This window comes from Halomonas bluephagenesis (genome assembly GCF_054790765.1).
Genome location: NZ_CP133631.1, coordinates 3137917 through 3159182 on the forward strand (window position 1 = coordinate 3137917; position 21266 = coordinate 3159182).

17 protein-coding genes and 2 tRNA genes are annotated in these 21266 nt (G+C 52.5%); 13 read left to right on the forward strand and 6 right to left on the reverse strand.

Annotation, left to right across the window (positions count from 1 at the left end):
• Nucleotides 1-18: 18 nt before the first annotated feature.
• The 3 genes from dusA to REH51_RS14225 all read right to left on the reverse strand — a co-directional run bounded on the left by dusA (nucleotide 19) and on the right by REH51_RS14225 (nucleotide 2413).
• Nucleotides 19-1023, reverse strand: a complete 1005-nt coding sequence (gene dusA, locus REH51_RS14215; RefSeq protein ID WP_039868747.1) for a tRNA dihydrouridine(20/20a) synthase DusA — start codon at nucleotides 1021-1023, stop codon at nucleotides 19-21.
• 303 nt (nucleotides 1024-1326) lie between these two features.
• Nucleotides 1327-1749, reverse strand: a complete 423-nt coding sequence (locus REH51_RS14220; protein WP_009722503.1) for a PIN-like domain-containing protein — start codon at nucleotides 1747-1749, stop codon at nucleotides 1327-1329.
• Nucleotides 1733-2413, reverse strand: coding sequence for a MerR family transcriptional regulator (locus REH51_RS14225; protein WP_009722504.1), 681 nt, complete (start codon nucleotides 2411-2413; stop codon nucleotides 1733-1735). The genes REH51_RS14220 and REH51_RS14225 overlap by 17 nt, the downstream gene beginning before the upstream one ends.
• Nucleotides 2414-2826: 413 nt before the next feature.
• Between REH51_RS14225 and REH51_RS14230 the strand changes: the two genes are divergently transcribed.
• The gene (locus tag REH51_RS14230) at nucleotides 2827-3408 is read left to right on the forward strand and encodes a hypothetical protein (protein ID WP_498936126.1); all 582 of its coding nucleotides are present in this window, start codon (nucleotides 2827-2829) and stop codon (nucleotides 3406-3408) included.
• A gap of 22 nt (nucleotides 3409-3430) precedes the next feature.
• On the opposite strand, the gene REH51_RS14235 is transcribed toward REH51_RS14230, so the two are convergent.
• A complete protein-coding gene (locus REH51_RS14235; RefSeq protein WP_009722506.1) occupies nucleotides 3431-3955 on the reverse strand; it encodes a helix-turn-helix domain-containing protein in 525 nt (174 codons plus the stop codon).
• Between the two features lie 285 nt (nucleotides 3956-4240).
• Here REH51_RS14235 and gltX point away from each other — a divergent pair, with 285 nt between their 5' ends.
• The 3 genes from gltX to REH51_RS14250 all read left to right on the forward strand — a co-directional run bounded on the left by gltX (nucleotide 4241) and on the right by REH51_RS14250 (nucleotide 6149).
• Nucleotides 4241-5719, forward strand: coding sequence for a glutamate--tRNA ligase (gene gltX, locus REH51_RS14240; RefSeq protein ID WP_498936128.1), 1479 nt, complete (start codon nucleotides 4241-4243; stop codon nucleotides 5717-5719).
• 198 nt (nucleotides 5720-5917) lie between these two features.
• Nucleotides 5918-5993 (forward strand) — tRNA-Ala (locus REH51_RS14245).
• An 80-nt stretch (nucleotides 5994-6073) separates the two neighbouring features.
• A tRNA-Glu gene (locus REH51_RS14250) sits at nucleotides 6074-6149 on the forward strand.
• 420 nt (nucleotides 6150-6569) lie between these two features.
• On the opposite strand, the gene REH51_RS14255 is transcribed toward REH51_RS14250, so the two are convergent.
• Nucleotides 6570-7451, reverse strand: a complete 882-nt coding sequence (locus REH51_RS14255) for an NAD(P)-dependent oxidoreductase (protein ID WP_009722508.1) — start codon at nucleotides 7449-7451, stop codon at nucleotides 6570-6572.
• 132 nt (nucleotides 7452-7583) lie between these two features.
• Nucleotides 7584-8870: a citrate synthase gene (gene gltA, locus REH51_RS14260; protein ID WP_498936130.1), complete on the reverse strand. Its 1287-nt coding sequence runs from the start codon at nucleotides 8868-8870 to the stop codon at nucleotides 7584-7586.
• A 488-nt stretch (nucleotides 8871-9358) separates the two neighbouring features.
• Here gltA and sdhC point away from each other — a divergent pair, with 488 nt between their 5' ends.
• The 9 genes from sdhC (at nucleotide 9359) to sucD (ending at nucleotide 21230) form a co-directional block, all read left to right on the forward strand.
• On the forward strand, nucleotides 9359-9736 hold the full coding sequence (sdhC, locus tag REH51_RS14265; protein WP_186004638.1) for a succinate dehydrogenase, cytochrome b556 subunit: 378 nt from the start codon (nucleotides 9359-9361) through the stop codon (nucleotides 9734-9736).
• Nucleotides 9730-10077, forward strand: a complete 348-nt coding sequence (gene sdhD / locus REH51_RS14270) for a succinate dehydrogenase, hydrophobic membrane anchor protein (RefSeq protein ID WP_009722511.1) — start codon at nucleotides 9730-9732, stop codon at nucleotides 10075-10077. Before sdhC ends, sdhD begins: the two co-directional genes overlap by 7 nt.
• Nucleotides 10078-10080: 3 nt before the next feature.
• A complete protein-coding gene (gene sdhA, locus REH51_RS14275; protein WP_009722512.1) occupies nucleotides 10081-11853 on the forward strand; it encodes a succinate dehydrogenase flavoprotein subunit in 1773 nt (590 codons plus the stop codon).
• A 27-nt stretch (nucleotides 11854-11880) separates the two neighbouring features.
• Nucleotides 11881-12591 (forward strand): succinate dehydrogenase iron-sulfur subunit, encoded by a 711-nt coding sequence (locus REH51_RS14280; RefSeq protein ID WP_009722513.1) that lies wholly within the window; start codon nucleotides 11881-11883, stop codon nucleotides 12589-12591.
• Between the two features lie 449 nt (nucleotides 12592-13040).
• Nucleotides 13041-15875, forward strand: coding sequence for a 2-oxoglutarate dehydrogenase E1 component (locus REH51_RS14285; RefSeq protein WP_009722514.1), 2835 nt, complete (start codon nucleotides 13041-13043; stop codon nucleotides 15873-15875).
• Between the two features lie 38 nt (nucleotides 15876-15913).
• Nucleotides 15914-17488, forward strand: a complete 1575-nt coding sequence (gene odhB, locus REH51_RS14290) for a 2-oxoglutarate dehydrogenase complex dihydrolipoyllysine-residue succinyltransferase (RefSeq protein WP_009722515.1) — start codon at nucleotides 15914-15916, stop codon at nucleotides 17486-17488.
• A gap of 114 nt (nucleotides 17489-17602) precedes the next feature.
• Nucleotides 17603-19042, forward strand: a complete 1440-nt coding sequence (gene lpdA / locus REH51_RS14295) for a dihydrolipoyl dehydrogenase (RefSeq protein WP_009722516.1) — start codon at nucleotides 17603-17605, stop codon at nucleotides 19040-19042.
• A 149-nt stretch (nucleotides 19043-19191) separates the two neighbouring features.
• Nucleotides 19192-20358, forward strand: a complete 1167-nt coding sequence (gene sucC / locus REH51_RS14300; protein ID WP_009722517.1) for an ADP-forming succinate--CoA ligase subunit beta — start codon at nucleotides 19192-19194, stop codon at nucleotides 20356-20358.
• Nucleotides 20358-21230, forward strand: coding sequence for a succinate--CoA ligase subunit alpha (gene sucD, locus REH51_RS14305; RefSeq protein ID WP_009722518.1), 873 nt, complete (start codon nucleotides 20358-20360; stop codon nucleotides 21228-21230). Before sucC ends, sucD begins: the two co-directional genes overlap by 1 nt.
• Nucleotides 21231-21266 lie beyond the last annotated feature (36 nt).

Sequence of the window (21266 nt, forward strand, 5' to 3'; positions counted from 1 at the left end):
CGCGGGCTGTAGTGCTTCCTAGATCTCTGTTTCGGGTTCGCGAACTAAGCTAAGCGCTTCATCGAAAAGCCGCAGGCCCGCATCCTCTTTGTGCGCGTGTTCAGACAGGTGGCGACGGAAACGCCTGCCACCGGGACAGCCCTGAAATAACCCCAGCAAATGGCGGGTAATGTGATTCAGCTTGGCCCCTTCATCCAGCCGCTGCTGAATATAAGGGCGAAATGCGTTAGCCGCTTCCAGGCGCGTGCGTGCAGGCCCCGCTTCACCAAACAGCTGCTCATCCACCCCGGCGAGTAGCCACGGGTTTTGGTATGCCTCGCGGCCCACCATCACGCTGTCTACGTGCTCAAGTTGGGCTTTGCACTCGGCAAGGGTTTTGATCCCCCCATTAATGCCAATATGCAGCTCTGGATGGCTTTGCTTCAGGCGATGCACACGGGGGTAGTTAAGGGGCGGTACATCCCGGTTTTGCTTAGGCGACAAACCCTGCAGCCACGCTTTGCGCGCGTGAACGGTAAAGATGTTGCAACCTACATTCGCCACGATCTCAATAAACCGCGCCAAGTCAGCATCTTCATCCTGATCGTCAATCCCGATACGGCACTTCACCGTGACCGGAATTGACACTGCCGCTTGCATAGCCTTAACCGCCGTCGCCACTTTTTCAGGGTAGCCCATCAAACAAGCGCCAATCATATTGTTCTGCACTCGGTCGCTGGGGCAGCCGACATTCAGATTGACCTCGTCGTAACCCCACGCCTCGGCAATGGCTGCACACTCGGCCAGCTCTCCCGCATCGCTGCCACCCAGTTGCAACGCAATCGGATGCTCTACATCGCTATAACCTAAGAAGCGCTCACGGGGCGTTCCATGCAAAATCGCACCGGTGGTCACCATCTCGGTGTACAGCAATGTTCGTTTGGTTAACGTGCGTGCAAACGCGCGATAATCGCGGGTAGTCCAATCCATCATGGGGGCCACAGAAAATAGACGAGCAGCGTCTGCTGGGCTTGCTTTAGTCATATCAATCACTTGCATCATTTGATGCGGTATAAGCCTGTCGTAATTGCTTAGCAGCGGGGGAGTCGTTGGCGAGCGATTGTACGCAAAAAGCGGGTTTGAGTACAAAGCAAGTGCATGGATAACTCAAGTTGGCCAAGGTGTTCTTAGGATGATGCTCAAAGGCACTAGAAACCGCAGGTGTTGCACTTATTAGTTGAATTCAGAATTACAGCTATTGAGACCAGACAGGGGGTCGCTTTGAGGGTTTGGGGCATAGTTCAGACCATGCATTGACGATAGAAGCAGTGAAGAGCTGTTTTGTCGCTAATTAGCGCCTTTTTTACGGCCTTTGAGTTTAGCGGGCTTCTTGCAAGGCAGGTCGTAATGCCTTGAGCCTGGGGTGTCTAAGACTTCTCTTGATATGGTAGGCCACCATTCGATTAGGCGCACAGCGGTTTCCCACGCTTTGACCCTTTTCCAGTCGTTACCCAGGTTGATCGTGGTAATTCCACAGTTCTCAAAGGCCAGCCTTTCCGGGTCACCTTTTTTGAAGCGATCTTTGGAGATAATCACCCAGCTTTTGTCGGATTGCTTGAGCTGTTCTAGCCATGCTTCATCCGTCATGCCAGGGCCGCCGTTGACGTCTCGGGCATGTATGACGGTGTGATTCTCACTGCAGAGTTTTGCTAGATGGTTAAGTGCGTTGGCAATGTGAGGGCTGATATTTTCGTCAATGAAGAAGTGCACCCGATAAAATCCTTTCTTCGAATTTTACGGCACGCTCTACTTCCTCTTGCGTCACATCATACGCACGGGCTGCATCTTCTGCGCTGCCTTCTACTTCGGCTGCTTGGGCCAGTGTGCTGGTGGGCATGTGGCTAGGTAGCACGATGGGCTTGCCGAAGGCAAAGCGTGGGTCGATCACGATGCTCGGGTCTTCGGGATCTGGATGCCAGCGCACAGGATCTCCCTCCGCATTGAATTCGATGCCTGCCCTTAGTGAGGGAACTATCACATCTTCAAATGCGTTTTGGCGCTTAACCAAGTCAATCACTGCTGTTTCGCCGTTTTCTTCCAGTGCCTTCAGGAATACCTTTTGGCCATCGGTACACAGCTGGGGATTGATGAGTGGGTAATCCCGCTGTAGTAACTCGCTGAGCGCATGCAATGCTTCACGGATGACCGATAAGCTCACATTGTGGCTACGGAATTTAGCCACGGCACGGAGTTCCAGCAAGTCTTTAAAGCTGAGGGTGTCTTCTGCGCCTAACGCTTGGGGTTCGGGTTCCCAGAGTGGCCCCTTGGTCGACCGCGCAGGCATGAGCCAGCGGCGAATCTTATCCGCTTCTACGCCAATCAGGCGCTCTGCTTGCTTGGGGCTGTAAAGCCCGATGTTAGTGAATGCGGTCATGATCTACCCCCCAGCGTAGCGCTAGGTGTGAAATATAGCGGCTTTAATATGGTGTCTTTTGGAGTGTTTTACTTTGTTGTACATGGCTATAGTCTGACACTTTAAGTGAACAGCGCAAGGGGTATCCGCCGCACAAGGTGCCATGCTGGTGGTTATTTCGGTTGAAGCCAGTAGGCAACAGGGTAGCGTTGATCTTGTGGTTTTTACCTAGGTACAGGGTGAGGTCGATATCGACCACGGCCTCAGGCAAATTCGCGACGAAATTGCCGGGTATTTTCGTTTGCCGTGCTATTAACGTTTAGTTTTTGTATAAGTCTTATGAGCCCTGCAGCACTTTGCTTATTTCGCGGTCTAATTCAATGTGATGAGGGCTAGGCAGTGGTAAGCTGATATTTCGTTGTTGAGGAGTCTCTATGCATAAGACGCTAGGTGGTATCAGTTTAGTGTTCGCGAGTATGTTGCTACTGGCTGGCTGTGGTGGTCAGGAGGAGGAGCCGACCTCTGTGCCGTCTGAACCGGTCGTTGAAACGCCTAGCCCTCAGGAAAGCGCCGAGCCAAAAGAGATGGTCGATCCTCTCATCGTGGCCATTTCGACAACGGCCTCTTTGCGCTCTGATCGTCGTTTAATGGTAGAAGGCGAAACCAAACTGCCGGACGAAGCTCTTATTCAGGTAACCATTGAGCGTGAGATAAGCCGCGTGCGCTGGCAAGAGCGTACCAGTGTCTCGCAAGGGCGGTTTAATGCAGGCCCCTTTGGCTCTGGTAGTGGTTTACCTGATGGAAGGTATATTGTGAGCGTTCAGCTTTCAGAAGCTTCTGTGCAGCCAAGAGCGGTACAGGCGCGCATTGGCAATGAAGGGGAGTACCTAGCTGGCGAGCTGGTTAGCCAGACTCGCCATGGACTAGGGCAGGTTGCCACCTACTCGCGCAGTTTCTTAGTGGGCAGTGAACCAAGACGTACGCGCGATCAGGTGGACGTGGTTGAAGAAATGTAGGACGTGGGGAGATAAAGATGCTTTAGGCAGGAGACCAGTGTGCTAGTAGTACCGCATGTATGGTGGTGTCACTGGGCGCTTTAGCAAAGTGCTCAATAACATAACCTTGTTCACTCTGGATCAGGTAATGGCCAGTTTTGTGAAACACATGGGTAGGGCCCAATAGCACTAAGTCGCCTGCTGACACCGGTGAGAAGTCCGTTTCTTGGCCGGGAGTTGCCATTACACAGGGTGCTTTCCAGTCAATCTTTAGCGGCAGGTGATGCGGCACCGTCATGGTGGTTGCCTGAACCTGTTCCCAGGGGAGGGGGCCAGTATGCGTCAGGGTCAACAGAGGAGGTGCGCTGTCACCTTCTAGTAGCGTTGCCAAAGAGCAATCAAGGGCGTCGGCGAGCGCAACAAGGCGTTCATGGCCGATTTGTTTGATAGCACCGGATTCCCAATAAGAAATGGTGACATCTGATACGCCTACTTTACGTGCGAGGGCAGCTTTGTTGAGCTTGGCCCTAAGCCGCAGTTGCTTTATACGTGAGCCTAGCGATTCCATTTCGTTTTCCTATCGATGAGCCAAACAGGCTCGTTGAATGTACTTCCACCCTATTCGGCGGCGCTCTGTGCATACCAAAAATCGCGAGGCGTTCTCAAGTATGAACACGAATCTTAGGTGCTGCGCCATACTAAGCGATTGTGCTTTAACGCGCATCTTCCTATCAGTGAGCCTTCAGCCTTTGATCAGACGCTTTTAAGTCAAACTCGTTCCCTGCAAGGTGCTGCTGGTTGCCTTAAGGGTGCGTATAATGCCGTGACGCTCTATTGCCAAAAGGACATCTTGATGACCGTTCGTACTCGTATCGCGCCTTCTCCGACGGGTGATCCGCATGTAGGTACTGCCTATATTGCGCTGTTTAATCTCTGTTTTGCGCGCCAGCATGGTGGCCAGTTCATTCTGCGCATTGAAGACACCGATCGGGTTCGGTCTACTGCTGAATCAGAACAGATGATTTTAGATTCTTTGCGTTGGCTTGGTCTGGAGTGGGATGAAGGCCCTGATGTGGGCGGCCCTCATGGCCCGTATCGGCAAAGCGAGCGTGGCGATATCTACGCCCAGTACGCCCAGCAGCTTATAGATGCGGGGCATGCCTTTAAGTGTTACCGCACCAGTGAAGAATTGGATGAATTGCGGGAAGCTCGCAAAGCGGCCGGTATGCACTTGGCCTTGAAACCGGTTGACTTGGCGCTGGACTCTGATGAACAAGCCCGCCGTGAGCAAGAAGGCTGGCCTTATGTCGTTCGCATGAAGGTGCCAAGTACAGGTGTTTGTGTAGTTAACGATATGCTGCGCGGCACAATCGAAGTGGAGTGGGCACAAGTAGATGCACAAATTCTGCTGAAGTCGGATGGCATGCCTACTTATCACCTGGCGAACGTGGTTGATGATCACCTGATGAAAATCACCCACGTGCTGCGTGGCGAAGAGTGGATTAACTCAGCGCCGAAGCATCAGTTGCTGTATGAGTATTTCGGGTGGGAAATGCCGCAGCTTTGCCATATGCCGTTGTTGCGTAATCCCGATAAGTCCAAGCTCTCCAAGCGTAAAAACCCGACGTCGATTAACTACTACCGTCGAATGGGGTTCTTGCCTCAGGCGGTCACTAACTACTTGGGCCGTATGGGTTGGTCGATGCCTGACGAGCGGGAGAAGTTTAGCCTGCCAGATATGATGGCTGAGTTTGATATTCAGCGGGTATCGTTAGGCGGGCCAGTGTTTGATTTGGAAAAACTGACCTGGCTGAACGGCGTCTATATTCGTGAAGACTTAGACGACGATGCGCTACTTCAGGCGCTTCGAGAGTGGGCGTTCAATGAGGAGTATGTGAAGCAAATACTTCCTCAGGTGCGTCCTCGTGTTGAAACGCTTTCCCAGGTAATACCGCTGGCGGGACACTTTTTCTCTGGGCTGCCTGCGCTGACGGAAGATGACTTTGATAGCGTGAAGCTTGAGAAAGAAGAGCTGGTTAAGCTGCTGCAGTTCTTGGTGTGGCGTTTTAAAGCCGTACCTGCTTGGTCAAAAGAGGCGCTCTTAGCTGAGGTTAAAGTGCTTGCTGAACACTTTGACATTAAAATGAAGGCCTTCCTAGCCCCGGTCTTTATTGCCATTACGGGTAGTACGTCGAGTACCTCAGTGATGGATGCCATGGCGATCTTGGGTTCCGACGTTACGCGGGCACGGTTACGTAGTGCCATTGAAGTGCTAGGCGGTGTCTCCAAGAAGCAAGCAAAACGCTTTGAGAAAGAGTTTCGCGATCTCTGATGTCTTGACCGCGACACTGTGAGCGCACTACAGATGTCCTTAATAAGTGGATTCGATAAGTGTGCTTGATTAGTGTCTTTGATCAGTGTTGGGAAGCGCCACTTTCATATTAATCACGGAATTTGGCGTTTCCGGTGTTTGAAAGCCTTGACGAAGGCGGGCGGAATCAGTAACATACGCTCCGTCTTCGAGACATGTGGGGCCTTAGCTCAGCTGGGAGAGCGCAACACTGGCAGTGTTGAGGTCAGCGGTTCGATCCCGCTAGGCTCCACCAATATCGAAAATTCTGATTGTCAATTTTCAATACGAGTTTTCAATATAGTACCTCAAGGCCGTATTTTTTAGGTTAATTACGTCCCATTCGTCTAGTGGTCTAGGACACCGCCCTTTCACGGCGGTAACAGGGGTTCGAACCCCCTATGGGACGCCATCTCCTACTTCCTCGAAATTTATTTGCAGATTTATTGTCGGCAAACATTTCTCAAAATACGCATTTTAACTAAAGGCAATGAGGCGACTCATTTGTCAGTTTTTGCGTTCCCGTCATTGTAATCACTGGCTGAAATCATTCCCATTTCAATCGTTTTTGGACGATTTTGTGCTTGACTTGTCCACTTTTGCAAGTTTGTGAAAGGGGTTGTGCACAACCCTGGGTTGTTGTCTCAAAAAATCAGTGATTTAGAATTATCTCTTTTAAATCAATAAGTTATATTAGGTTAAAAAATGACCAATTTAAGGCTGGGTCACTGTTCATGGCGATTGTGGGACGTTTTGTAGTGGTTGTGAACAGGGTTATCCACAGATAGTGTGGAAAACCCTTTTCAAGATCGAGGCGCTTAAAAGTCAAGCGTTATTCTGGCTTTTGTAAGCGCTTTAATAGCGACGAAGTGTCCCAACGTCCACCCTTCATACGTTGCACATCAGCATAAAATTGGTCGACAAGGGCGGTCACGGGTAGTGTGGCGCTCAATCGGCGAGCCTGCTCTAAACAAATCCCTAAATCCTTGCGCATCCAGTCCACTGCAAAGCCATGGTTATACTCATTGGCTATCATCGTTTTGTGGCGGTTTTCCATCTGCCATGAGCCTGCCGCGCCTTTAGACACCACATCGATCACCTGTTGTTGGTCCAGCCCTGCTTGTTCAGCGAAGTGCAAGCCTTCGGCAAGACCTTGTACCAAGCCAGCAATACAAATCTGGTTAACCATTTTGGTAAGCTGGCCACTGCTAGCACTGCCCATCAGAGTGACGGCGCGAGCATAGTGATCAAGGATGGGTTGTACAGCGTCAAAGTGTGCCTGTTCTCCACCGCACATAATCGTCAGTGCGCCATTTTCTGCCCCTTGCTGCCCGCCAGAAACGGGGGCATCTAGAAAGGCCACGCCTTGCTTGCGGCAGATGGTGTCTAGCTCCAGGGCTAGGTCTGCAGAGGCGGTGGTGTGGTCGATGAGGTAGGTGTCGGCTGCCATGCTGCTCAATACGCCGTCGGTGCCGGTAGTTACTTGTCTGACGTCGTCGTCATTGCCTACGCATATCAAAACAAGATCCGCGCCGTCGGCGGCTTCCTTGGGTGTGGCATGGGCGGTGCCGCCATGCTCTTTTGCCCAGGCATCCGCTTTGCTGCTTGTGCGGTTGTACACGCGCGTTGTCAGGCCTTGTTTGGCGAGGTGACCTGCCATGGGATAACCCATAACGCCCAGGCCAATAAAGGCAACAGTAGTAATGGTTCGCATAGAGCACCTTATTTGTGTGGGGGAGTGGTTTGTGTGTGAGGAACAATAGAGAGAAGTGAATTTACGATAAGCAAAAGGCCACCCGTGGGTGGCCTTTTATTATCCTAGTGACGCTGCGTTGTTACCGCGGCGTTATTTTTTAGGATAGTCGCGCATATCGTGGCCGATATACAGCTGGCGCGGGCGGCCAATTTTGTAGCTTTCGCTGAGCATTTCATGCCAGTGAGAGATCCAGCCAATGGTGCGAGATACCGCGAAAATGACGGTAAACATATTGGTCGGAATGCCCATGGCTTTGAGAATGATGCCAGAGTAGAAGTCGACGTTTGGATAAAGCTTACGTTCGATGAAGTACTCATCTTCCAGGGCAATTTGCTCAAGGCGCTTGGCGATTTTGAGCTGCGGGTCGTCGGCTAAGCCAAGCTCAGCCAGTACTTCGTCGCAGGTCTCTTTCATTACTTTGGCGCGCGGGTCAAAGTTGCGATAAACGCGGTGACCAAAGCCCATCAGCTTGAAGGGGTCATCCTTGTCTTTTGCTTTGTCGACAAAGCGCTGAATGTTTTCTTCAGAGTCGTCGCCAATTTCGTCAAGCATATTCAGTACAGCTTCGTTGGCACCGCCGTGTGCTGGGCCCCAAAGTGCTGCAATACCTGCACTGATACAGGCAAATGGGTTGGCGCCGGTTGAGCCAGCTAAGCGTACTGTAGAGGTAGAGGCGTTTTGCTCATGATCCGCGTGCAGCATAAAGATGCGGTCCATGGCTTTCGCGTACACCGGATTGATTTTGTACTCTTCGCACGGGTTGCTGAACATCATGTAGAGGAAGTTCTCTGCATAGCTCAGGTCGTTGCGGGGGTAGTTGAACGGCTGGCCAACGTTATATTTATGCGACATTGCGGCCAGGGTAGGCATTTTTGCAATGAGACGAATAGCGCTGATCACGCGGTCTTCTTCTTGGGTAATGTCCATGTGGTCATGGTAGAAAGCAGCTAGGCCGCCAACGACACCACACAGGATGGACATTGGGTGCGCATCGCGACGGAACCCTTTGAAGAAGTTGTTGATTTGGTCGTGCACCATGGTGTGGTTACGAATGCGCGACTCGAAATCTGCATACTGTTCATCGTTGGGTAGCTCACCGAATAACAGGGTGTAGCATACCTCGACAAAATTAGACTCTTTGGCCAGTTGGTCAATAGGGTAGCCGCGGTGTAGCAGCACGCCCTTGCCGCCATCAATATAAGTGATGGCGGACTGGCAGGGAGAGGGGGCCATGAAGCCGGGATCGTAGGTAAACAGGCCTTCAGCACCCAAGCCGCGTACGTCGATGACGTCGGGGCCAAGTGTGCCGGAATACATGGGTAGTTCGATCGGTTTTTCTAGACCGTCTACCGTCAATGTCGCTTTCCTGTCAGCCATGCTGGCCTCCTTTCGAATTCGGTTTGGGACGTAATGTCGTTGTTTCGCATACCGCGCCGGCGAAAAGGCTCGCCTACTATAGAAGTGTGCGACATTTTGTCAATTAGCCTAAGCGCTAGGTATCCTTGTACAGCTATTGTTGTATTGGATAATCTTTGTATATGATAAGCATGGAGTTCATAGTAAAGAAGCGTCAGGGGATTGACGACACGTTAACGGGCTTATCAAACCATCAATCTCCTGTCACTATAACCATGCTGCAACGCAAAATCGACTCGGGTAGACCTCATTTTTCTTGCACCATAGTCGAGTTAAGCTTGAGTTCGGTTTGTCAGCAGGGGCGAAGGTTCTTATAATCCACGGCGCGCGACCGGCAGATAGGAGGTCGTGCTCGACTTGGCAGCGGCCGAGCCCCTTCCAGCAACCACTGCCCGCTCGGGCCATGCCCGACCTGTCGCAGAGCGGGCCAAGAGAGTGTGTATAACGCCGTGAATAGCAAACGACCCGTAAACTTAGACCTTACTACGATACATTTCCCACTACCGGCGCTAACGTCGATTACACACCGTATTACGGGTGTCATCCTCTTCGTTGGCCTGATCTTCGCTTTTTGGGCGCTGGGTAAATCACTATCGTCTCCGGCTGGCTTTGATGCCGTCAGCAACGCATTGGCCAATAACTTTTTCGCCAAGTTCATTGCCTGGGGATTGTTATCCGCATTGGCATTCCATTTTGTGGCAGGCGTTAAACACCTGTTAATGGATGCGGATATCGGCGTGACCCTTGAAGGTGGCGTGAAAAAAGCACAGATCACTGTTGTCGTCAGTGTCGTTCTGATCATCCTGGCAGGAGTTTGGGTATGGTAACCAACATCACAAGTTTTGGCCGTAGCGGGTTATCCGATTGGCTAATGCAGCGCGTTTCAGCGGTAATTCTAGCTGTATATACCGTCTTTATCGTCGCCTACCTGCTGCTCAATCCTAACCTGGATTACTACGCCTGGAGCGGACTGTTCGAACAAACTTGGATGCGTATTTTCTCGCTGCTAGCGTTTGTTTCGATTGCAGCGCACGCCTGGATCGGTTTGTGGACGGTCACCACCGATTATCTCAAGTCCACTCGCCTGCGCGTGGGTGTCCAGACCCTGATTATTCTGGCCATCTTCGTATACCTGGTGTGGGGCATTCAAATTCTGTGGGGAGCTTGATACATGTCTAACCTTCGTAGCCTGACATTTGACGCCATTATCATCGGTGGCGGTGGCTCTGGATTACGTGCTGCTCTAGAGCTTGCCAAGTCTGGCAAAAAGACAGCCGTACTGTCCAAAGTGTTCCCGACACGCTCTCACACGGTTTCTGCTCAGGGCGGCATTACCTGCGCTATCGCCTCTTCAGACCCGAACGATGACTGGCGCTGGCACATGTACGACACCGTTAAAGGCGGCGACTACATTGCTGACCAAGACGCGGCTGAGTACATGTGTTCAGAAGGCCCGAAAGCGGTTTTTGAGCTTGAGCACATGGGGCTTCCGTTCTCGCGCTTCGATAATGGCCGTATTTATCAGCGTCCGTTTGGTGGCCAGTCGAAAAACTTCGGCGAAGGCGGTCAGGCGGCACGTACCTGTGCAGCCGCTGACCGTACTGGTCATGCACTGCTTCATACGCTCTACCAAAACAACCTCAAGAACAACACGACGTTCTTGAATGAGTGGTACGCGGTAGATCTGGTGAAAAATAGCAACGGTGATGTGGTCGGTTGTATCGCCATGTGCATCGAAACTGGCGAAGTTGTCCACGTTAAATCGAAAGCCACTGTTTTGGCGACAGGTGGTGCAGGCCGTATCTATGCCTCTACTACTAATGCCTTGATCAATACCGGCGACGGTATCGGCATGGCGCTGCGTGCTGGCTTCCCGATGCAGGACATGGAAATGTGGCAGTTCCATCCGACCGGTATCTACGGTGCGGGTACGCTGGTCACTGAAGGCTGCCGTGGTGAGGGTGGTTACCTGATCAATAAAGACGGTGAGCGCTTCATGGAGCGTTATGCTCCGAACGCCAAAGACTTGGCCGGCCGTGACGTTGTTGCACGCTCTATGGTCATGGAAATTCTTGAAGGTCGTGGCTGCGGCGAGAAGGGCGATCACGTCTTCTTGAAGCTTGACCACCTGGGCGAAGAAGTTCTTGGTAAGCGCCTGCCGGGTATCGTTGAGCTGTCGAAAACGTTCGCTCACGTTGATCCTGCCAAAGACCCGATTCCGGTTGTACCCACTTGCCACTACATGATGGGTGGTATTCCCACCAATATTCATGGCCAAGCAATTACCCAGGACGAAAGCGGTAACGACCATATCGTTAATGGCTTGTTTGCCTGTGGTGAGGCGGCGTGTGTATCGGTTCACGGTGCTAACCGCTTGGGCGGTAACTCTCTGCTTGATCTAGTGGTATTCGGTCGTGCGGCGGGGATGTTTATTGAAGGCGCGCTTAACGAAGGTATTGACTACCTGGATGCTTCTGAATCTGATATCGAATCAGCAATGAAGCGTATTACGCGCTGGAATGAGTCGGAGGGTGGCGAAAGCATTCCTGAGCTTAAAGCAGAGCTTCAAGACATCATGCAGACCTCTTTCGGCGTATTCCGCGAAGAGAAGAATATGCAGGAAGGTGTCAAAAAGCTGGCGGATCTACGCAGCCGTATTGCCAACGCGCACCTGCCGGACAAGTCCAATGCTTTCAACACGGCGCGTGTTGAGGCCTTAGAACTTGATAACCTGATGGAAGTGGCGGAAGCAACGGCGATTGCTGCCCTTGAGCGTAATGAGAGCCGTGGTGCGCACTCGCGCTACGACTATCCTGACCGTGATGATGTCAACTGGCTGAAACACTCGCTCTACTTCCCGGCCACGAAAGAGCTGAAGAAGCGCGACGTTAACTTCAAGCCGAAAACTGTTGATACGTTCGAGCCTAAGGTTCGCACCTACTAATCTCTGCACTGACGAGAGGGAGTCACCATGTCTAACCTTCAGGTATCCGTATACCGCTACAATCCGGAAACCGACTCCGCGCCTTATATGCAGGAGTTCCAGGTCGATACCAAAGGCCGCGATCTGATGGTGCTGGATGTTCTGCACCTGATGAAAGAGCAGGATAGCGGGCTAGCGTTCCGTCGCAGCTGCCGTGAAGGCGTGTGCGGTTCCGATGGCATGAACATGAACGGTAAAAACGGCTTGGCATGTATTACGCCGCTGTCAGATGTTGTGAAAGGCAACAAGTTGACCTTACGCCCGTTACCAGGTCTGCCGGTTATCCGCGATATGGTCGTTGATATGGGGCTGTTCTATAAGCAGTACGAGCGTATTCAGCCGTATCTACAGAACGACGAGCCAGCACCGGCGATCGAACGTCTGCAATCGCCAGAAGAACGCGACAAGCTAGATGGCCTGTATGAATGTATTCTGTGCGCATGTTGTTCGACATCTTGCCCGTCGTTCTGGTGGAACCCAGACAAGTTTGTTGGTCCGGCTGGTTTGCTCCAGTCTTATCGCTTCCTTGCTGATACACGTGATACGGCTACCCGCGAACGCCTTACCAGCCTGGAAGATCCGTTCTCCGTTTTCCGCTGCCGCGGCATTATGAATTGCGTTGCGGTTTGTCCAAAAGGGCTAAATCCGACCCGTGCAATTGGTAAAATTCGTGAAATGTTGCTGGCTGATGCGACGTAAACGCCTAATCCTATGAAAAAAATGCGATCGCTACGTAAGTTGCTGCATAAAGCCACTTAAATCGTGGCGCTTCGCTTGTTATCATAGGGACGTTATGTGGTGCGGCGACGCGTCGCACTACCTAACCAGTCAAGTTTAAAAGCCGGTGCCGAAAGTACCGGCTTTTGAGCATGAACTGATCAAGCACGACTAGATAGGAAAACGCCTCGTATCAATGTAATGCAAATGCAAATGCGAAGCGATGGAAGCGATAATAGCAAGTAGAGAAATAGTACGTAGCGAAATAGTACGTAGTGAAAATGTAGTATGAACAGCTAGTATGAACAGGGCTTCCGGCCTCCGGTCGGCGCCGCCGGCATATGTCCCGCCCCGCCGGCAGGGCAATAGCGATGTCGTTGCGCGACCGCAGCGATACCGATACCACCCCATCAGTGCAGGGTGACCGAGAGATGCAACAAGGCATAATGGAGTTGATGTGGCGTTCCTCTCACGTTAGTGGTGGCAATGTCCACTACGTGGAAGCGCTTTATGAGCAGTACCTCGCCGATCCTGATTCTGTCTCAGACGAATGGCGCAGCTATTTTGATCAGCTGCCGCGTTCTGAGGGCAGTGCCTCCCACGATGTTCCACTAAGCCCCACTCGTGATCAGTTCTACCAACTGGGCCGTGAAAGTCGCCCAGGCAGGGTAGCCGCCGCCCCCGATAGCGGTGAGAATAAAAAGCAGGTAAAAGTCCTGCAGCTGATTAACGCATACCGCTTTCGTGGCCATCAGAAGGCCAATATCGACCCGCTAGGACTGCGTAATCCCACCCCCGTCCCAGACCTCGATCTGTCATTTCATCAGCTTTCCAAGGCTGATCTTGACACCGAGTTCCAGACCGGTTCGTTTTTTCTAGGTATTGATAAAGCACCGTTGCGAGAGATCGTTGACGCGCTGGAGCAGACTTATTGTCGCTCTATCGGCTGCGAGATCATGCACATCGTCGATACCGAAGAGAAACGTTGGTTGCAACGGCGTTTTGAATCGGTGCGAAGTGCGCCGAAATTCAGCGACGATGTGCGTAAGCACGTGCTGGAGCGCCTTACCGCTGCCGAAGGTTTGGAGAATTACCTAGCGTCTAAATATCCAGGTACCAAGCGCTTCGGTCTAGAAGGCGGTGAATCATTTGTTCCAATGATGGACGAGTTGATTCAGCGGTCCGGCGGCTATGGTACTAAAGAAGTCGTTATTGGCATGGCTCACCGTGGCCGCCTGAACCTGTTGGTCAATATTTTGGGTAAAAACCCCGCTGAATTGATTGACGAGTTCGACGGTAAGAAGGTGATCGAGCGTGGTTCTGGTGATGTGAAATATCACCAAGGCTTTAGCTCTAACGTCATGTCGCCTGGTGGCGAAGTCCACTTGGCCATGTCGTTCAACCCGTCGCATTTGGAAATTGTAGCGCCGGTAGTGGAAGGCTCGGTGCGTGCACGTCAAGATCGCCGTAATGACGAAGAGGGCAGTAAAGTACTGCCAATCAACGTTCATGGCGATGCTGCGTTTGCTGGTCAGGGCGTGGTCATGGAGACATTCCAGATGTCTCAAACCCGTGCCTATAAAACCGGCGGCACGGTACACATCGTGATTAACAACCAAGTGGGCTTCACGACGTCGAACCCCTTGGATGCGCGCTCCACCGAATACTGTACTGACATCGCTAAGATGGTTCAGGCGCCGATTTTCCATGTTAACGGCGATGATCCGGATGCGGTTATCCATGCGACCCAAGTGGCGTTGGACTACCGTCAGCAGTTTAAGAAAGACGTTGTTATTGATCTGGTGTGTTACCGCCGTCGCGGCCATAATGAGGCCGACGAGCCATCGGGCACCCAACCGATGATGTACGCCAAGATTAAAGATCACCCTTCTTCGCGTTCGCTCTATGCAAAACGTTTGGTCGAGCAGGGTGTATTGTCAGAAGAAGATGCCAAGGCAATGGTTGAAACCTACCGCGATGATCTTGTGGCAGGTAACCACGTAGCGAATGCCTTGGTGCAAGAGCCTAATACGTCACTCTTTGTGGATTGGGCGCCCTACCTTGGGCACGAGTGGACCGGTGATGCAGACACTACCTTCGATATGAAGCGTCTGCAGCAACTGGCAGCGAGAATGTGCGAGATTCCTGATGGGGTCGAAGTACAGCGCCAAGTCGCTAAGATCTATGAAGACCGTCGTAAAATGCAGGCGGGCGGCATGGGACTTAACTGGGGCTTCGCCGAAACGCTGGCGTATGCCACGCTGCTGGATCAGGGCCATCCGATCCGTATTACTGGTCAGGATGTTGGACGTGGAACGTTCTCTCACCGTCACGCGGTAGTGCACAACCAGAAAGATGGTTCTACGTACGTGCCGTTGCAGAACATGTCAGACGGTCAGCCACGCTTTACCATTCACGACTCCTTCCTATCGGAAGAAGCGGTGTTGGCTTTTGAGTACGGCTACTCCACGACAGCACCGGGTGACTTAGTCATTTGGGAAGCCCAGTTTGGTGACTTCTTTAACGGTGCCCAAGTCGTGGTTGACCAGTTTATCTCCTCTGGCGAAACCAAGTGGGGACGACTGTGTGGACTGACCATGTTGTTGCCGCATGGCTATGAAGGTCAGGGGCCCGAGCACTCCTCCGCACGGTTAGAGCGCTTCTTGCAGCTGTGCGCTGAGCACAACATGCAGGTATGTGTGCCGACAACCCCCGCACAGATTTATCATCTGATGCGACGTCAAGTCATTCGTCCGTTGCGTAAGCCGCTGGTGATCATGTCGCCGAAGTCGCTATTGCGCCATAAAGAAGCGGTATCTAGCCTAGAAGATCTCGCTCACGGCAAGTTCTACATGGTGTTGCCGGATCAGGCGAATCTTGAGGCAGAAAAGGTGACTCGCGTTATTATGTGCGCTGGCAAGGTGTACTACGACCTAGCCAACTGGCGTGCAGAAAACGAGCGTGATGACACGGCGATTATTCGTCTTGAGCAACTCTACCCCTTCCCGAAAGAAGAGCTTCTGGAAGTGCTCCAGGCGTATGCCAATGTGGAAGACATCGTGTGGTGCCAGGAAGAGCCGCTGAACCAAGGCGCTTGGTACTCAAGTCAGCACCACATGCGCGCCGTTGCCGATATGCTGAAAGATGGCTTCGGACGTGATTTGAAATTTGCAGGACGTCCTGCCTCTGCCGCGCCGGCAGCGGGCTATATGTCCGTCCACACTGAACAGCAGCGCCAGCTGGTGGAAGACGCTTTTAACCTATAAGCGCCCACCGGGTTTAGAGAACACATAAGGGAAACGACATGGCTACTGATATCAAAGCGCCAACCTTTCCGGAATCCGTTGCCGAAGGCACTGTGGCCGCGTGGCATAAAAAGCCGGGTGACAGCGTTGAACGCGACGAGCTGATTGTTGAAATTGAAACCGACAAAGTGGTGCTCGAAGTCGTCGCACCGGAAGCGGGAACCCTGACTGACGTGATGGCCGAAGAGGGCGATACCGTTGAGTCAGAACAAGTGTTAGGCAAAATCGGTGAAGGCAGCGCGTCTGGCAGTAAAGAAGAGAAATCTTCTGACGACGCTAGCGCTAAATCGTCTGAAGCGAAAAAAGACGATAAGCAAGAAGAGAAAAAAGCCAGCGGCGGTAACGGCGGTGGAAAGCAACATGACGTAAAAGCCCCAAGCTTCCCTGAGTCTATCCAGGAAGGCACCGTGGCGACGTGGCACAAGAAAGTGGGTGAAGCAGTTAAGCGCGATGAAGTGCTAGCTGACATCGAAACCGACAAGGTGGTGCTTGAAGTTGTCGCACCGGCCGACGGCGCACTGGCAGAAATTAAAGCCGAAGAAGGCAGCCAGGTTGAATCCGAAGCAGTTCTGGCCGTCTTTACCGAAGGTGCTGGTGGTGCTGGTGAAGAGAGCAGCAGTGCTTCTTCTTCCAGCGCTTCGAGCAGCGATGATGAAGGCTCTGATGAGAAAGTCGGCGATAAAATTCTAGCGCCAGCGGCACGCAAAATGGTTGCTGAGCATGATCTGGATGTTGCCAAGATTGAGGGCACCGGCAAAGGTGGCCGCATCTTGAAAGAAGACGTGCAAAAAGCAGTGAAAGATGGCTCTGCCAAAAAGGCAGCGAAATCTTCAGCGCCAGCGAAAGCCGCCGCTGCACCGGCAGTGGAAGGTGAGCGCGTCGAGAAGCGCGTTCCGATGACGCGTCTGCGTCAAACCATTGCTAAGCGTCTGGTTCAGGCCCAGCAAACGGCTGCCATGCTGACCACGTACAACGAAGTGGACATGACTGAAATCATGGCCCTGCGTGCGCAGTACAAAGATACGTTCCTAAAGGCTCACGATATTAAATTGGGCTTTATGGGCTTCTTTGTGAAAGCGGCTTCTGAAGCACTCAAGCGCTTCCCGGATGTTAACGCCTCTATTGACGGTACTGATATCGTCTACCACGGTTATCAGGATATCGGCGTCGCGGTATCAACGGACCGCGGTCTGGTCGTACCGGTACTGCGCGACACCGACAGCATGAAAATTGCCGACGTCGAGAGAACGATTGTTGATTTCGGTAAGCGTGGTCGTGACGGTAAGCTGGGCATGGATGACATGATCGGCGGCACCTTCACTATCACCAACGGCGGTACGTTTGGCTCTTTGATGTCGACCCCGATTATCAATCCGCCGCAGACCGCTATCCTGGGCATGCACAAAATCCAGGATCGTCCAATGGCCGTGAATGGTAAGGTCGAGATTCGCCCGATGATGTATCTGGCGCTGTCCTACGACCACCGCATGATTGATGGTAAAGATGCGGTACGTTTCCTGGTTACTATTAAAGAGCTGCTGGAAGACCCGGCTCGCTTGCTGCTGGACGTATAACGGAGCGCGCTGATCCGCCTCCGCTGCTGTATTAGCGTTCTAATGCAATCGCACCTTGCCTCTTGCCCGGTTTAGATTCACGCGGGGGGAGGCAACCAAGCTAAAGGAGCCAACATGGCTGACAAGTTTGATGTGATCGTTATCGGTGCAGGTCCTGGTGGCTACGTAGCGGCTATCCGCGCTGCGCAGCTAGGCCTGAAAGCCGCCTGTGTTGAAAAATGGATTGGTAAAGAAGGCAATGTCGTTCACGGTGGTACGTGTTTGAACGTCGGTTGTATCCCGTCCAAAGCGTTGCTTGAAGCCTCGCATAAGTTCGTTGAAGCCAAGCACGATTTCGACGACATGGGTATCAATGCCGGTGACGTCACCATGGACGTCAAAAAAATGATGGCTCGCAAGGACAAGATCGTTAAGAACTTGACCGGCGGCATCTCTGGTCTGTTTAAGGCCAACGGCGTTACCGCTATTGAAGGAACCGGTAAAGTGGTCTCCGGTAAGCAAGTCGAAGTCACTGACTTAGATGGCAATACCACCACTTACGACGCTGATAATATCGTCATTGCTGCAGGTTCCGTGCCGGTTGAAATTCCTCCGACGCCGCTAACTGAAGGCTTGATTGTTGATTCCACCGGCGCGCTGGAATTTCAGGAAACGCCGAAGCGCTTAGGCGTTATTGGCGCTGGCGTTATCGGTCTAGAGCTGGGTAGCGTTTGGAGCCGTTTGGGTTCCGAAGTCACGGTTTTGGAAGCGATGGATAGTTTCTTGCCGATGGTCGATACGGCGATCGCTAAAGAAACGCAGAAGCTGCTCAAAAAGCAGGGTCTGGATATTAAACTGGGCGCCCGCGTGACTGGTTCGGAAACCAATGGCGACGAAGTCATTGTGAAGTACACCGATGCCAATGGCGAACAGGAAATGACCTTCGACAAACTGATTGTTTGTGTTGGTCGTCGTCCGTACACCAAAGGCGTGATTGCCGATGGTGTCAGCGTTGAGCTGGACGAGCGTGGATTTATCTTTGTTGATGATCAGTGCCGTACCAATGTACCGGGTGTTTACGCCATTGGTGACTGTGTGCGTGGCCCCATGCTGGCGCACAAGGCATCTGAAGAAGGCATTATGGTTGCTGATATCATCGCTGGCCACAAAGCCGAGATGAACTACGACACGATTCCGAACGTGATTTACACGTTCCCGGAAGTAGCGTGGGTTGGTATGACCGAGCAAGATGCCAAAGCGAAAGGCATTGAAGTTAAGACCGGTAGCTTCCCATTCGCGGCAAGTGGTCGTGCCATGGCGAACAACGCCACCGAAGGTAGCGCCAAGATTATTGCCGATGCGGAAACCGACCGTATCCTCGGCATGCATATCGTTGGTCAGCACGCGGGTGAGATGATTGCTCAAGGCGTGATTGCAATGGAATTCGGCTCTAGCGCCGAAGACCTGGCTCTGACCTGCTATGCACATCCGACCATGTCGGAAGCAGTGCATGAAGCAGCTCTTGCGGTAGAAGGCCATGCCATTCACATGGCTAACCGTAAGAAGCGCAAGTAATTCGCTAAGCAACAACCAAGCGCCACCGTCAGGTGGCGCAACACTTTCGGCTCTGTGAGAAATCAGCGGGGACGAAGGTACGGGGATGCCCCGCTCTTATAAAGAAGCGGGTCATCGTTCGAGTCACATGCAACCAATGGCATGAATCGATGAACCTTCACGAGTATCAAGGCAAACAGCTGTTTGCTGATTATGGTCTACCAGTGTCTAAAGGCTTTGCCGTGGACACTCCCGAAGAAGCCGAAGAAGCGTGCAAAAAGATCGGCGGCGACATGTGGGTGGTTAAAGCCCAGGTTCACGCTGGTGGCCGCGGTAAAGCGGGCGGCGTTAAGCTGATTAAAGATCCGGCCGAAGCGAAAGCCTTCGCCGAGCAGTGGTTAGGCAAGAACCTGGTAACCTTCCAGACTGACGAAAAAGGTCAGCCGGTTGCTAAGATTTTGGTTGAGACTTGCACCGACATCGCTGATGAGCTGTATCTTGGCGCAGTTGTCGACCGTACTACCCGTCGTGTGGTCTTCATGGCCTCTACCGAAGGCGGTGTTGAAATCGAGACCGTTGCTGAAGAAACGCCAGAAAAGATTTTGAAAGCTGAAATCGATCCGCTGGTCGGCGCACAGCCCTACCAAGCGCGTGAGCTGGCATTTGCTTTGGGCCTTAAAGGCGACCAGATCAAGCAGTTCACAAAGATTTTCCTGGGCCTTTCTAAGCTGTTCCATGACAAAGATCTGGCGCTGTTAGAAATTAACCCGCTGGTTATTACCGACGAAGGCAATCTGCACTGCCTCGACGCTAAACTGGGACTCGACAGCAACGCGCTGTACCGTCACCCAGATCTTCAGGCGATGCGCGATCCTTCCCAGGAAGATCAGCGTGAAGCTGATGCAGCGAAGTGGGAACTGAACTATGTAGCACTTGATGGCAACATCGGCTGCATGGTTAACGGTGCTGGCTTGGCCATGGGCACCATGGACATCGTCAACCTGAGTGGCGGTAAGCCTGCTAACTTCCTGGACGTTGGTGGCGGCGCGACTAAAGAGCGCGTTGCAGAAGCGTTCAAGATCATCTTGTCTGACGACAACGTCAAAGCGGTTCTGGTGAACATCTTCGGCGGTATCGTTCGTTGCGACATGATTGCTGAAGGCATCATCGGTGCTGTTGAACAAGTCGGTGTTAACGTTCCAGTGGTTGTGCGTCTGGAAGGTAACAACGCTGAATTGGGCGCTGAAAAACTGGCGTCTAGCGGTCTGAACATCATCGCTGCTACCAGTCTGACCGACGCGGCTCAGCAGGTTGTAAAAGCAGCGGAGGGCAAGTAATGAGCATCCTGATCGATAAGAACACCAAGGTCATCTGCCAAGGTTTCACCGGTGGCCAGGGCACGTTCCACTCCGAACAGGCGATTGCCTATGGCACGCAAATGGTCGGTGGTGTTACGCCGGGCAAAGGCGGCCAGACGCACCTGGGCCTGCCCGTTTTCAACACCGTGAAAGAAGCGGTTGAGAAAACCGGTGCGGAAGCCAGCGTGATCTACGTTCCGGCACCGTTCTGTAAAGACTCGATTCTTGAAGCCGCTAACGCTGGCATCAAGTTGATCGTGTGCATCACCGAAGGTATCGCGACGCTAGATATGCTCGAAGCAAAAGTAAAATGCGACGAGCTGGGCGTACGTCTGATCGGTCCGAACTGCCCAGGTGTTATCACGCCTGGCGAATGCAAAATCGGTATTATGCCGGGCCACATTCACCAGCCGGGTAAAGTCGGTATTGTGTCGCGTTCAGGTACTCTGACTTACGAAGCCGTTAAGCAGACAACTGACCATGGTTTCGGTCAGTCTACTTGTGTAGGCATCGGTGGTGATCCGATTCCGGGTTCTAACTTCATCGACATTCTTGAAATGTTTGAGAAAGACCCGAAAACCGAAGCGATCGTAATGATCGGTGAAATCGGTGGTACGGCTGAAGAAGAAGCAGCGGCTTACATCAAAGCCAACGTTTCTAAGCCTGTAGTTTCCTACATTGCCGGTGTGACTGCACCTCCTGGCAAGCGTATGGGCCATGCGGGCGCAATCATCTCTGGCGGTAAAGGTACTGCGGATGAGAAGTTTGCTGCCCTGGAAGATGCCGGTGTTAAAACCGTGCGTTCTCTGGCTGAAATCGGCGATGCACTGAAAGAAGTCACTGGCTGGTAAGCTATTGACCTCTAGTCGCACGCTATAAGGGCGCCC

Coding starts and splice junctions, on each gene's coding strand:
- dusA (WP_039868747.1), bottom strand. CDS start 1,023: ATGACTAAAGCAAGCCCAGCAGACGCTGCTCGTCTATTTTCTGTGGCC.
- REH51_RS14225 (WP_009722504.1), bottom strand. CDS start 2,413: ATGACCGCATTCACTAACATCGGGCTTTACAGCCCCAAGCAAGCAGAG.
- REH51_RS14230 (WP_498936126.1), top strand. CDS start 2,827: ATGCATAAGACGCTAGGTGGTATCAGTTTAGTGTTCGCGAGTATGTTG.
- REH51_RS14235 (WP_009722506.1), bottom strand. CDS start 3,955: ATGGAATCGCTAGGCTCACGTATAAAGCAACTGCGGCTTAGGGCCAAG.
- gltX (WP_498936128.1), top strand. CDS start 4,241: ATGACCGTTCGTACTCGTATCGCGCCTTCTCCGACGGGTGATCCGCAT.
- REH51_RS14255 (WP_009722508.1), bottom strand. CDS start 7,451: ATGCGAACCATTACTACTGTTGCCTTTATTGGCCTGGGCGTTATGGGT.
- gltA (WP_498936130.1), bottom strand. CDS start 8,870: ATGGCTGACAGGAAAGCGACATTGACGGTAGACGGTCTAGAAAAACCG.
- sdhD (WP_009722511.1), top strand. CDS start 9,730: ATGGTAACCAACATCACAAGTTTTGGCCGTAGCGGGTTATCCGATTGG.
- sdhA (WP_009722512.1), top strand. CDS start 10,081: ATGTCTAACCTTCGTAGCCTGACATTTGACGCCATTATCATCGGTGGC.
- REH51_RS14280 (WP_009722513.1), top strand. CDS start 11,881: ATGTCTAACCTTCAGGTATCCGTATACCGCTACAATCCGGAAACCGAC.
- REH51_RS14285 (WP_009722514.1), top strand. CDS start 13,041: ATGCAACAAGGCATAATGGAGTTGATGTGGCGTTCCTCTCACGTTAGT.
- odhB (WP_009722515.1), top strand. CDS start 15,914: ATGGCTACTGATATCAAAGCGCCAACCTTTCCGGAATCCGTTGCCGAA.
- lpdA (WP_009722516.1), top strand. CDS start 17,603: ATGGCTGACAAGTTTGATGTGATCGTTATCGGTGCAGGTCCTGGTGGC.
- sucC (WP_009722517.1), top strand. CDS start 19,192: ATGAACCTTCACGAGTATCAAGGCAAACAGCTGTTTGCTGATTATGGT.
- sucD (WP_009722518.1), top strand. CDS start 20,358: ATGAGCATCCTGATCGATAAGAACACCAAGGTCATCTGCCAAGGTTTC.